The organism is Flavobacterium psychrotolerans, assembly GCF_003097635.1.
Lineage (GTDB): Bacteria > Bacteroidota > Bacteroidia > Flavobacteriales > Flavobacteriaceae > Flavobacterium > Flavobacterium psychrotolerans.
Map to the genome: position 1 here is coordinate 167,124 of NZ_QCZI01000002.1, position 12,785 is coordinate 179,908.

Consider the following 12,785-nt stretch of genomic DNA (forward strand, 5'->3'; position numbering starts at 1 on the left):
AGAGAGGGAGCCGAGCCTGGTATGCTTTTGTTAATTTATTTACTGTATTGATAATCAGTAGTCATACTGAATTCTAATTTTTGGTTTTTATTTCCTTTCCTAACTCATCCCCTTCGGGGAGGCTGGGAGGGGATTTATCTCGATTTAAAATACCCCAATAATTTAGTAACATAACTTTCGTCAACCCTTGTGTTAACAACGCCTGAACCTGATTTGCTAAATGTTTCTTTAAAATATTTTAAATTATCTTGATAGTATTTTTCATAATTCAGCCTCAAAGATTTCGAACCGGTATTTATCAGTTGGGTTTCTCCTGTTTCGGCATCCAACATGGAAACCATTCCGACATTTGGCATTTTTTCTTCGCGAACATCATAAACCCGAATGCCTGTAATATCATGTTTTTTGGAAGCGATTTTCAAGGTTTGCTCATAATCGCCCGACATAAAGTCTGAAATCACAAATACAATAGCCTTCTTTTTCTGGGTTCCCGATAAAAATTTTAATGCTTGTGCAATGTCCGTTTTGTAGCTTTTAGGTTCAAATTCTATCAATTCCCTAATAATACGCAACACATGTGAACGCCCTTTTTTTGGTGGAATATACAATTCGATTTGGTCTGAAAACAAAATCAACCCAATTTTATCGTTGTTTTGTGTAGCCGAAAAAGCCATAGTTGCGGCAATCTCGGTAACGATGTCTTTTTTGAATTGGTTTTTTGTCCCAAAACTTTCGGAACCCGAAATATCAACCATCAACATCATGGTAAGCTCTCGTTCTTCTTCAAAAACCTTTACATGTGCTTCGTTATAACGCGCCGTAACATTCCAGTCAATGGCACGAATGTCATCACCATATTGATAAGGACGCACTTCGGAGAAAGTCATTCCACGCCCTTTAAATGACGTATGGTATTCGCCCGAAAAGATATGATCGCTCAATCTTCGGGTTTTGATTTCTATCTTTCGTACTTTTTTTAAAAGCTCTTTTGTATCCATTTTTTTCTTACCACAAAGGCACAAAGGCGCAAAGTTTTATTTAATTCGTAAGTCTTTATATGTTCAGATGACAACTGATTACTGAAAACTGAACACTGCCAACTTATTTACGGTACTTCTACTTCGTTTATGATTTTGTTGATAATGTCAACTGTAGTAATATTTTCTGCTTCTGCCTCATAAGTCAATCCAATTCTGTGTCGCAACACATCATGAACTACGGCGCGAACGTCTTCTGGAATAACATATCCGCGACGTTTGATAAAAGCATAGCATTTTGCAGCATTTGCCAAATTGATGCTTCCACGTGGAGAAGAGCCAAAACTAATTAATGGTTTTAAACTTTCCAATTTGTATTTTTCAGGGTAACGAGTGGCGAAAATAATGTCAAGAATGTATTTTTCTATTTTTTCGTCCATGTAAACCTCACGAACGGCTTCCTGAGCTCTAAGAATTTGTTCTACTGAAACCACTTGATTTACTTTTTCGTAACTTCCTTTTAAGTTTTGACGAATTACCATGCGCTCCTCGTCCATTTTTGGGTAATCGATAACTGTTTTTAGCATAAAACGATCGACCTGAGCTTCAGGCAAAGGATAAGTTCCTTCTTGCTCAATTGGATTTTGAGTTGCTAAAACTAAGAAGGGTCTTTCTAGTTTAAAAGTAGTATCTCCAATAGTTACTTGTTTTTCCTGCATAGCTTCTAACAGTGCCGATTGCACTTTGGCCGGAGCACGATTGATCTCATCTGCCAATACAAAATTAGCAAAAATAGGTCCCTTTTTTATAGAAAATTCGTTCTGTTTGATGTTGTATATCATGGTTCCCACGACATCGGCTGGCAATAAATCGGGTGTAAACTGGATTCTACTAAAACTTCCATGAACGGCTTGTGAAAGCGTATTAATTGCCAAGGTTTTTGCTAATCCGGGAACTCCTTCCAATAAAATGTGCCCTTGACCCAAAAGTCCAATTAGCAATCGCTCAATCATGTGTTTTTGACCTACAATTACCTTGTTCATTTCCATGGTAAGCAAATCGATAAAAGCACTTTCTCTTTCAATTTTTTCATTAATAGCTCTAATGTCTAGAGTCGATGTATTTTCTTCCATTTCCTTTTTTATTACTGTGAATTGCACTGTTAAATTTTGTGAGTGCAAATTGAAAAAAAAATCAGAGGTAAGATGTTAAATTATGGTTAAAACTTGTCTTAAAGGCTGAATTTTAAGGGTGATTTATGATTGTTTTTTCTTATTTTTAAGAACTCAAAACAAATACTAAAAAATCAAGGATTCACGCCTCATATCAATTGGGGAAATAAAGAAAAATAAGCCATGAATAAAACAACTGTATCGCCCATTATTGCCGGCACTATGAACTGGGGAATTTGGGATAAGAATCTCACGACGAAAGAGATGGAAAACATGATTCATATCTGTTTAGAAAACAAAATCACCACTTTTGATCACGCCGACATTTACGGTTCCTATACCACTGAATCTGATTTTGGAAAAGCCTTTGCCTCAAGTAAGATTGCTAGAGAAAAAATGCAATTGATTTCGAAATGTGGGATTCAGCATATTTCAGAAAACAGAAACAACAAAATCAAGCATTACGATTATTCCAAAAGCTACATTATTTGGTCTGTTGAAAATTCATTGAAAAATTTGCAAACGGATTATTTAGATGTGCTTTTGTTACATCGACCAAGTCCATTGATGCAGGCCGATGAGATTGCCGAAGCGATATCGAAACTAAAAACTGAAGGGAAAATTTTAGACTTCGGGCTTTCAAATTTTACACCATCACAAACTGAATTGATTCGGCAAAAAACGGAAATCAGCTACAATCAAGTGCAATTTTCTGCAACGCATTATGAAGCCATGGTAGACGGAAGTTTGGATTATATGCAAATACATAATATCAGGCCCATGTCATGGAATCCTCTTGGAACAGTTTTTAGAGAAGATATCGAGCAAACCCGAAGATTAAAAAAATTACTGGCCCAACTGGTAGAAAAATACCATTTGGGCGCCGATTCTATTTTACTGTCTTGGATTTTGCAACATCCCGCAAAAATAATTCCAATAGCAGGGACTGTAAACATAGCCCGAATCCAATCCTTGATGAAAGCTGCCGAATTGCAACTGGACAAAGAAGATTGGTTTGCCATTTGGACCGAAAGTATGGGTGAAAACGTGCCTTAAAAATTTCAAATTTCTTCACTAATTCGCCATTATAGCTTGGGTAACGATTATAAAAAATGATTAACAAACGCCTTTTAATTAAAAACCTGCTAGCTCACAATGATGAATGCAGCTTTTATGATAAAAAACGCCAGTTAAATTTGCATACCCGAGAGGGAAAGGCAAAATTTTTAAAGCACATTTGCGCCCTATCAAATTCTAATCCAACAAACAATTCTTATATTGTCGTAGGTGTAGAAGACTATGATAATGAAATTGTTGGCGACGATTTTTTTGACGACAGTCGGATTCAGAATTTAGTGAATGCTTATTTGGAATTTCCGCCAAAGATTCAATACGAAAATGTACCGTTCCCTAGTTTACCAAAAGACAAAGTAATAGGTCTGGTTACCATAAAAGCTAAAAACACAACCTCGTATTTCAAAAAAGGCATCCATACAATTCCAGCCAATAGTATATTTATAAGGCGAGGAAGTAATACCGTACCCATTGAAACTGAATTTGAGAAAAATTATCAAAATACAGAAACCGTCATTGGTATTGAAAACAATTCCAGAAATAGTATAGAGTACACTTTAGACGGTGTGATTGATTTCATGAATTTTCGGCACAAAGATATGGCGCCAAAATATAAGGTTTTTAAAGAATTGTTCGTGATATGCTGGGCCGGAATTCCTAAAAAAGTCCACGATAAAACATACTTGTCTCGGGTAGATATTGAGTTAATAAACGAACAAATCAAACTGTTTTATTCTGCTCAGGATGTAGTATCCATCAATTTTGACGAGGATACTTTTACAATTATTGAATATGTCCCCTTGGGATTGAATGACAAAACAAGCTACTATCCGCTAGAAAAACAAACCATTCGTTTTTATGAAAATGGGTATTATAAAATAGACCATGAAATACTTTTTCAACCACCCGAATTCAACATGAAGATGCTTTTTCACATTTACAATTCCAACATTGCATTGCTGAAAAAACTTCAAAAAGAGCATTCCTTATCTGATACGGAATATAAAGATTTAGAAAACCTGCCATCGACTTTTATGATTTGCTACCTCAACGGTTTTGAAGATGCAAAACAAAAACTAATAGATGCGAAATTGCTATTAAAACCTTTTCCACAAGTATATTTGTCCTTTAAAGAAGCGTTTCGGATTTTAAGGAAAATGAAATACGATGTGCAATAAAAATATTGAATATAAATGAGAACACTTATTATTGGTGACATACACGGAGGCTTGCGTGCGTTACATCAAATTTTGGAAAGAGCTAATGTGACCCAAAAAGATACCTTAATTTTTCTGGGAGATTATGTAGATGGCTGGAGCCAATCACCACAGGTTATAGATTTTTTAATTGAATTAGATAAAAAACAAAACTGTGTTTTCATCCGTGGCAATCACGATGATCTTTTACTTTCTTGGCTCCATGAAAGCAAAGACAACCTGTTGTGGTACAAACATGGAGGCGAAGCCACTGTGTTAGCCTATGCAAAAGTCGATGATGAGACAAAGAAAAAACACATCAAATTTTTGAAATCATTATCAAATCACTATCTCGACGAAAAAAACCGGTTATTTGTTCACGCTGGATTCACCAATATGAATGGCATTGATTTTGAATATTTTCCCGAATTGTTTTATTGGGACAGAACGTTATGGGAAACGGCTTTAGCATTAGATAAAAACATAAAAACCAACGATTTAACCTATCCGAAACGATTTACATTATATAAAGAAATCTACATCGGCCACACGCCCGTAACACGAATTGGGAAAACCATTCCGGTACAAATGGCAACCGTTTGGAATCTAGATACAGGTGCGGCATTTGCAGGCCCATTAACCATTATGGATATCGACAGTAAAGAATTTTGGCAAAGCGAACCTTTACCTCATTTATACCCAAATGAAAAAGGTCGGAATTAGATTGAAAATTATTACATTTGCCCACATTTTAAATTATACACCATGAAAAAAATTATTACATTATTATTTGTAGTTTCTGCCGGATTTGTAAATGCACAAGCATACAAAGGGAATGGAGACATTAAAGGGCAAGTTGGCGCTAATTTTCAAGATGGCGCAACTGGAATTCACACCTCAGTAGATTTTGGACTTGGAGAAAACATGTCTTATGGTTTTACTGGAACATATTTATTGTCTGTTCAAGAAAATATTTTGGGAGAAAAACCAAAATTTGGAGACAGAATAGATGTAAAAGTGCGATTTAATGCCAATTTAGGAAACGTCCTTAAACTAGATCCAAAGATGGATATATACCCTGGTTTGGATTTAGGGTTGAAAAATTTTGGAGGTCACTTAGGATTCCGTTATTTCTTTACGGAAGGTTTTGGTGTTTTTACCGAAGCTGGAATTCCTATTGCTAAATACGATACTCATTTAACTGGTTTTGATCATTACAACAACCAATTTATAGTTAATGCTGGAGTTTCATTTAACTTGTAATACCGTTTTTAGCTGATAATACTAGGATTATATAAAAAAAGACAATTTGAAAATTAAACTTTCAAATTGTCTTTTTTATTAAAAACAAATTGGATTTTTACAAATCGAATTTTATTCCTTGTGCCAATGGCAAACTCGTGGTGTAATTAATGGTATTTGTTTGTCTTCTCATATAGATTTTCCATGCATCGGAACCTGATTCACGTCCGCCACCCGTTTCTTTTTCTCCGCCAAAAGCGCCTCCAATTTCAGCTCCGGAAGTTCCAATATTCACATTGGCAATTCCACAATCGGAACCAACAACCGATAAAAACAGTTCGGCTTCACGTAAATTATTGGTCATAATTGCCGATGACAATCCTTGAGCCACTCCATTCTGAACCTCTAAGGCATTTTCAACTGAACCCGAATATTTCAGTAAATATAAAACGGGAGCAAAGGTTTCATGTTGCACGATTTCGAATGAATTATTAGCCTCGGCAATAGCTGGTTTTACATAGCAACCACTTTCATAGCCTTCGCCAGAAAGAACGCCGCCTTCCACCAAAATTTTCCCGCCTTGGGCAACTACTTTTTCCAAAGCATTAGTGTACATTTTAACAGCATGTACATCAATTAAAGGCCCAACGTGATTGTTCTGGTCTAACGGATTTCCAATTTTCAATTGTCCATAAGCCAATACTAAGGCATCTTTTACTTTGTCGTAAATACTTTCGTGAATAATTAATCGACGGGTTGAAGTACAACGCTGTCCGGCAGTTCCCACAGCTCCAAAAACGGCTCCAATAACGGTCATTTTAATGTCAGCATCGGGCGTTACAATAATAGCGTTGTTGCCTCCTAATTCTAACAACGATTTTCCCAAACGACCTGCAACGGCCTGTGCCACGATTTTCCCCATTCGGGTGGAACCTGTAGCGGAAATTAAAGGAACTCGTTTGTCGTTGGTCAATAATTCTCCTATTTTATAATCGCCGTTAATCAAACAAGAAATTCCTTCGGGAAGATTGTTCTCTTTGATAACTTCAGCAATAATGTTTTGGCAGGCAACACCACAAAGAGGCGTTTTTTCCGATGGTTTCCAAACGCAAACGTCTCCAGAAATCCAAGCCAAAGCCGTATTCCAAGCCCATACGGCCACGGGGAAATTAAATGCCGAAATTATTCCGACAACTCCCAGCGGGTGGTATTGTTCGTACATTCTATGTCCAGGTCGTTCCGAGTGCATGGTTAGGCCGTGCAATTGACGGGATAGACCAACTGCAAAATCGCAGATGTCTATCATTTCCTGTACTTCGCCATATCCTTCTTGCAGGGATTTTCCCATTTCGTAGGAAACCAATTTCCCTAAGGCTTCTTTGTTTTTACGCAATTTTTCACCAAACTGGCGCACAATTTCTCCGCGTTGCGGCGCTGGCATTAATCGAAACGTTTTGAAAGCCTCAGTTGCCGTTTGCATTACCTTTTCATAATCGGCGGCAGTTGATGTTTTTACCGTTGCGATTAATTGTCCGTCAACTGGTGAAAAACTTTCCATGATTTCCCCATTTGAAAAATGGTTTTGCCCTGTTGATGTACCTTCGTTTATTGCTTTTACGCCAAGTTGTTTCAAGGCTTCGGTTATGCCAAATTGTTGCGCTATTGTTATCATTGTAACTTTTTTGATGATAATTGTTATATTTATTGTAAAGATATTGTTTAAACGTCAAATAGAAAACTAATGTCTAATAAAATTACGCTAAATGTTTGATTTTATTTATTGCCCGACCTGTCTGCCGACAGATGGTGGTAGAGGCATCCCACGCCTTTTAGCGTTGAAAAACGGACAGCGGGGAAAGCTCCCAATTGAATTAAAAAAGATTCTTTTTCTTGAACAGAAATACCCCCGAGATAGAGATTAAGAGGGAAATTAGCAAAACAATCCAAAAACCAAAATGATTTTCCTCTAAATTGTTCGGAACATTCATACCATACAAACTGGCAATTAATGTTGGTATCATCAAGATTATGGATATTGAAGTTAGCCGTTTCATAATCACGTTCAAATTGTTTGAAATAACCGAAGCATAGGCGTCCATCATTCCCGTTAAGATGTTACTGTAGATATTTGTGGTCTCTTCGGCTTGTCTTAACTCTATTTCTACATCTTCGAGCAGTTCAGGATCAAAAGTGTCTTTATGGTCTTTTAAATTTTTAATCCTACGGAATAAAACATCATTCCCTTTTAATGAGGTGACAAAAAACACGAGACATTTTTCTATTTGCCACAAGGCTTGAAGTTCTTCATTTTTGATGGATTCTTCTAAATTGTCCTCGGCTGATTTGATCCGTTGGTTGATTTGTTTCAGATATTTTAAGAACCAGATGCTGGAAGAAAGCAACAATTTTAATACCAAGTCAAAATGATTGTCTATGGTTATTTTTTTGCGTTTGGTATATAAAACAAAATCGGAAAGGATATCCGTTTGATGAAAACAGAGTGAAACAAACACATCGTCTTTAAACATTAACCCTAAGGGAGCTGTATTGAAAGGCAGTTTTGGATCTTTACTTTTAAATGGTATTCGTAAAACAATTAAATACCATCCGTTTTCAAATTCAATTCTGGGGCGTTCGTCAATATCCTCAATATCACTATAAAAGGCTTCCGGAATTTGCAGTTCTTTGAGTAGAAAATTAGTTTCTTGTTTGTTTGGGCAAACTACATTGATCCAACTGTTGTTTTCCTGAGTTTCGGTTTGAATTAAACCATTTTGGTTTTTGTAAAAAGTTATCATTGTGCAATACGCTATTAATTAGAAATAGCGATTGCAAAAAATCAAACGCTTTTTCTACCTGTTTTTAATTCTCCTCGAATAATAATCGTCCATTTTTCGGATAATTTATTTTTATGCAAAAGTATAACTTTTAAGCACAAAAAATTGAATTTATTTCTTTCCTAGATTTACGCATACCTTCCCATATTCATGCGAATAACTTATTCTAAAATAATCCCAATTTTGATTATTCCAGATAAAATGATATTGACTAATTTAAACAAAATAAAAAAGGTTAGTGTTAACTAACCTTTTTATTGCTCTTACTTATTTAACCTCTTTTATCAGGTAAATATAAACTGGGAAGTGATCACTAAAACCAACTTCATTTGCAGTATGTCGAAGTGGATACCCTTTATATTGTCCAGTGGTAGTAATCATGAAAGGCTTGTTGTAGATTCCTGCTTTCCAATAGCGAAAAGACGAATAATCGGTTTTGATTAACGTTTCAGAAACCATGATTTGGTCAAAAATATCTCCTGCATCACGGTAGAATAAGGAAGCATTCCCTTTTCTTGCCATTTCCTCAAAAGGATTATAAACTCCAAATTCTTTAACTTCCGATTTCTTTAGTTTTGCACCAACACCTTCTTTAACACTTTTATTGTAAGTCCCATCATTCAAATCGCCCATATTGATGATTTTGGCGTTTGGATTTGACTTATAGATAGAGTCCATTATTTTTCTGTCTAATCTTCCGGCTTCTTCCCGAAACGGGCTACTCTTTTTTTCTCCGCCAGATCGAGATGGCCAGTGGTTTACCATTACATTAACTTCATCACCATCCAGAAAACCGGTTACAAGCAAAATGTCCCTCGTATAAACCCGTTCTTTTGCGTCAACAACAATTTTATCATTGTCGGCTTTATCTTCGGCAGTTTCTTTTGAATCTTTTTCTTTTGCTTTTGAATCTTTTCTATAAATTAACAGCGGAATATTGATATAGCTTGTAGGTTGAAAATGCTTTTTTTGATACAATAAAGCCACATCTATCCCTCTTTTGTCCGGAGAATCGAAATGTACAATACCATAATCACTATTGATTAATTGAGGATCTTTAACTAAATCTTCCAGAACACCTCGGTTCTCAATTTCCGATCCGCCAATAAGGGTTGGAGAGTTTGGGTTTTCACCTGTCCCGATTTGAGATAAGACCCGAGCAAGATTTTGTATTTTTTGTTTGTACTTTTCAGAGGTCCAATGTTGTGCTCCTGTTGGAGTCCATTCCTCGTCATTGTTCGGATTGTTGATGGTATCGAAAAGATTTTCGAAATTGTAAAATGCAACAGTGTGCACTTGGAATTTTTTTTGTTGCGCATTAGCATTTAATATTACAACCAGTAATAAGAAAAATGCAATACTTTGTTTAATTTTCATAAGCGATATATTAATTTATTATCAAGTTTAACACAAACTTGAGAGCAAAAGTAAATAATATTAATTAATAATGTACATTTGCATTCGTTAAGAAATGATTATTCTTTAAAAAAAAGACGAATTAACTAAATTTAATTTATGAAAAAGCTTGTTATTAGTACATTATTTGTAATGCAAGTGTGTTTTGTTTTTGCTCAAACTGTTACTGGAATTTCTGGTAAAGTGATTGATTCTAAAACACAAAAACCATTACAGGACGTTGTTGCATCGATTCAAAACACCAATTTAACCCAATTGACAGATGTTACTGGGAAATTTTCCTTCAAAGATGCTATTGTAGGAAAACAATTATTACAAATTAGAACACAAGGTTATAAAGACCAGTTGCTTCAAATTGAAGTTGTTTCTGGTAAAATGCTCGATTTAGGAGTTGTGGTTATGCAAGAGGACATTACTCAGGAACAACAAACCAGTTTAATCGCAATTACCGAAAGTGATCTAGGAGACGAAAGCAATAGCTCTGAAAGCACCAGTAGCTTACTGCAATCTTCTCGCGACACCTTTTTACAAGCAGCTGCCTACAATTTTGGACAGGCTCGTTTTAGCGTTAGAGGAATTGACAATGAATACTCTAATGTTATGATTAACGGAATTTCTATGAACCGCATTGGGGATGGTAGACCACAGTATGGTGATTGGGGCGGATTAAATGACGCCACCAGAAACCAAGAATTCACCAATGGTTCGGCTGCTTCTGATTATGTATTTGGGGGAATTGCAGGAACTCAAGAAATCAATACCAGAGCCTCCATTTACAGACCGGGGACAAGACTTTCTTTCCTAAATACAAATACTAATTATAGTTTTAGAACTATGGGTACCATGGCTTCCGGAATGAATAAGGACGGTTGGGCTTATGTAATTTCAGCGGGTAGAAGATGGGCGCAAGAAGGCTTTTATGAAGGTACTAATTATAGCGCAAATTCATTGTTTGCCAGTGTGGAGAAAAAATTTAACGAAAAACACAGTTTGAACTTTACTTCAATTTACGCTCAAAATAAAAGAGGTAAAAACTCACCAAATACTCAAGAGCAAACCGACTTAGCGGGCCTTAAATACAATTCGTATTGGGGTGAACAAGGTGGTAGAAGAAGAAATTCTAGAGTAAAAAAAACGGAAGAACCATTATTGATGTTGACCCATTATTGGAAAGTGAATTCTAAAACCAATATCAACACAACCGCATCATATCAAATTGGACAAATAGGAAATAGCCGTATTGATTATACGAAATCTGACAATCCAGACCCTACTTATTACAGAAAATTACCAAGTTATGTATTAAATGAATTTTCAAGTGCTGGTGTTTATTTAGGAAATACTCCTGAAAATATTGCAGAAGCAGGAGTTTTAAAAGAGGCCTTTTTAGCCAACAAACAATTAGATTGGAGTAGCATGTACCGTGTAAATGGTGAAAATATCGCAAACGGAAGCCGATTTGTTTTGTATGAAGACAGAAATGACGAAAACATTGCTACTGTAAATTCTAATTTATCAAGTAAACTGTCTGATAATATCTTCATGAATGCAGGTGTAAATTATTTGAATTCTAGAACTAAGAATTTCAAAAATATGCTAGATCTTTTAGGAGGGGATCATTTTGTTGATGTTTCTACTTTTGGAATAACTCAGGATCAACAACAAGCCGATTTGAATAATCCATTTAGATCTGTTGTAGTTGGAAATAAATTTGGTTACAATTATAATATTGATGCCACTAAATTAGATGCTTTTACCCAATTCAAATTCGTATACAAAAAAATCGATTTTTATTTGGCACAAACATTTTCCCGTTCTGCATACCAAAGAGAGGGATTGTATAAAAACGGTTACTATCCAACCAGTTCATTCGGGAAAAGTGAAAAAACGATTTTTGACAATTTCGGATTTAAAGGTGGTGCAACTTATAAAATTACCGGAAGACAATTTATTGACTTTAATGGTATCTATATGTCAAAAGCCCCAAATACTAAAGACGTTTTCGCTAATGCTCGTTTAAATAATGACATCACGCCAAACATCACTAATGAAACCATTAAAAGTGTAGATTTAAGTTATATCATTAAAGCCCCAAGTTTCAAAGCGAGATTTACAGGGTATTTTTCTGAAACATTAAACTCAACAGACATCAATTTCTATTACGGAGATGGTCTTGGGGGAATAAATGCATTTGTATCTGAAGTTGTAACAGGTATAAACAAGAGAAACAGAGGTGGTGAAGTAGGACTTGAATATCAATTAACTTCTACTATTAAACTTACTGGAGTGGCGGCTTATGGCGAATATACTTTTACAAATGACCCAACGGTTAGTGTTAAAGATGATGCAGGATTGTTAAACCTTCAACCGCAAAAAGCTCATTTAGCCGGATACAAACAATCCGGAATGCCACAACAAGCCTATTCTGGTGGAATTGAATATAGAGACCCTAAGTTTTGGTGGATTGGAGCCAATTACAATTATCTTTCCGATAATTACATAGATGTATCAACAATTAGAAGAACAGATAACTATTATGATCCTTTAAATAATCCAAGTATAACCGTAGATCAAACATTAGCCAACAGCTATTTGAAACAAGAAAAATTCAAAGCTTTTGCATTGGTTAATTTAGTAGGTGGGAAATCTTGGAAAATTGCCCATAAATATACATTGGGTCTTTTCGCCAACATCAACAACGTTTTAGACGTTACATACAAAACAGGTGGATTTGAACAGTCTAGAAATTCATCTTACAAACAAGATTACGAAGATCATCAAAGTGGGGGAGCTAGTGCTTTTGCACCTAAATACTTCTACGGTTACGGAAGAACGTATATGGCAAACATATATTTAACCTTTTAAAAAATA

General features: G+C 35.6%; 10 protein-coding genes. 5 read left to right on the forward strand and 5 right to left on the reverse strand.

From position 1 onward, the window contains the following. Window positions 1–134: 134 nt before the first annotated feature. Window positions 135–998, reverse strand: coding sequence for a DUF58 domain-containing protein (locus DB895_RS02590; RefSeq protein WP_116723788.1), 864 nt, complete (start codon window positions 996–998; stop codon window positions 135–137). A 107-nt stretch (window positions 999–1,105) separates the two neighbouring features. Next, the gene (locus DB895_RS02595; RefSeq protein ID WP_116723868.1) at window positions 1,106–2,110 is read right to left on the reverse strand and encodes an AAA family ATPase; all 1,005 of its coding nucleotides are present in this window, start codon (window positions 2,108–2,110) and stop codon (window positions 1,106–1,108) included. A 222-nt stretch (window positions 2,111–2,332) separates the two neighbouring features. Between DB895_RS02595 and DB895_RS02600 the strand changes: the two genes are divergently transcribed. Genes DB895_RS02600 through DB895_RS02615 form a run of 4 tightly spaced genes read left to right on the forward strand, consistent with a single transcriptional unit; the run spans window position 2,333 to window position 5,682 of the window. Beyond that, a complete protein-coding gene (locus DB895_RS02600; RefSeq protein ID WP_116723789.1) occupies window positions 2,333–3,205 on the forward strand; it encodes an aldo/keto reductase in 873 nt (290 codons plus the stop codon). A gap of 56 nt (window positions 3,206–3,261) precedes the next feature. Next, a complete protein-coding gene (locus DB895_RS02605; RefSeq protein WP_116723790.1) occupies window positions 3,262–4,401 on the forward strand; it encodes an ATP-binding protein in 1,140 nt (379 codons plus the stop codon). A gap of 15 nt (window positions 4,402–4,416) precedes the next feature. Then, window positions 4,417–5,142 carry a metallophosphoesterase family protein gene (locus DB895_RS02610; RefSeq protein ID WP_116723791.1) on the forward strand — a complete coding sequence of 242 codons (726 nt, stop codon included), beginning with the start codon at window positions 4,417–4,419 and terminating at the stop codon, window positions 5,140–5,142. Window positions 5,143–5,184: 42 nt separating this feature from the next. Continuing rightward, window positions 5,185–5,682, forward strand: coding sequence for a DUF6646 family protein (locus tag DB895_RS02615; RefSeq protein WP_116723792.1), 498 nt, complete (start codon window positions 5,185–5,187; stop codon window positions 5,680–5,682). A gap of 97 nt (window positions 5,683–5,779) precedes the next feature. Here the strand turns inward: DB895_RS02615 and amaB are convergent, their stop codons facing one another. From amaB to DB895_RS02630, 3 genes are all read right to left on the reverse strand, one after another. Beyond that, a complete protein-coding gene (gene amaB / locus DB895_RS02620) occupies window positions 5,780–7,333 on the reverse strand; it encodes an L-piperidine-6-carboxylate dehydrogenase (RefSeq protein ID WP_116723793.1) in 1,554 nt (517 codons plus the stop codon). Window positions 7,334–7,532: 199 nt separating this feature from the next. Next, a complete protein-coding gene (locus DB895_RS02625; protein ID WP_116723794.1) occupies window positions 7,533–8,459 on the reverse strand; it encodes a magnesium transporter CorA family protein in 927 nt (308 codons plus the stop codon). A 306-nt stretch (window positions 8,460–8,765) separates the two neighbouring features. Further along, the gene (locus DB895_RS02630; RefSeq protein WP_116723795.1) at window positions 8,766–9,875 is read right to left on the reverse strand and encodes an endonuclease/exonuclease/phosphatase family protein; all 1,110 of its coding nucleotides are present in this window, start codon (window positions 9,873–9,875) and stop codon (window positions 8,766–8,768) included. Between the two features lie 138 nt (window positions 9,876–10,013). Here DB895_RS02630 and DB895_RS02635 point away from each other — a divergent pair, with 138 nt between their 5' ends. After that, window positions 10,014–12,779 (forward strand): carboxypeptidase-like regulatory domain-containing protein, encoded by a 2,766-nt coding sequence (locus tag DB895_RS02635; protein ID WP_116723796.1) that lies wholly within the window; start codon window positions 10,014–10,016, stop codon window positions 12,777–12,779. Window positions 12,780–12,785: the final 6 nt, after the last annotated feature.

Coding starts and splice junctions, on each gene's coding strand:
- DB895_RS02600 (WP_116723789.1), top strand. CDS start 2,333: ATGAATAAAACAACTGTATCGCCCATTATTGCCGGCACTATGAACTGG.
- DB895_RS02595 (WP_116723868.1), bottom strand. CDS start 2,110: ATGGAAGAAAATACATCGACTCTAGACATTAGAGCTATTAATGAAAAA.
- amaB (WP_116723793.1), bottom strand. CDS start 7,333: ATGATAACAATAGCGCAACAATTTGGCATAACCGAAGCCTTGAAACAA.
- DB895_RS02635 (WP_116723796.1), top strand. CDS start 10,014: ATGAAAAAGCTTGTTATTAGTACATTATTTGTAATGCAAGTGTGTTTT.
- DB895_RS02625 (WP_116723794.1), bottom strand. CDS start 8,459: ATGATAACTTTTTACAAAAACCAAAATGGTTTAATTCAAACCGAAACT.
- DB895_RS02590 (WP_116723788.1), bottom strand. CDS start 998: ATGGATACAAAAGAGCTTTTAAAAAAAGTACGAAAGATAGAAATCAAA.
- DB895_RS02630 (WP_116723795.1), bottom strand. CDS start 9,875: ATGAAAATTAAACAAAGTATTGCATTTTTCTTATTACTGGTTGTAATA.
- DB895_RS02615 (WP_116723792.1), top strand. CDS start 5,185: ATGAAAAAAATTATTACATTATTATTTGTAGTTTCTGCCGGATTTGTA.
- DB895_RS02605 (WP_116723790.1), top strand. CDS start 3,262: ATGATTAACAAACGCCTTTTAATTAAAAACCTGCTAGCTCACAATGAT.
- DB895_RS02610 (WP_116723791.1), top strand. CDS start 4,417: ATGAGAACACTTATTATTGGTGACATACACGGAGGCTTGCGTGCGTTA.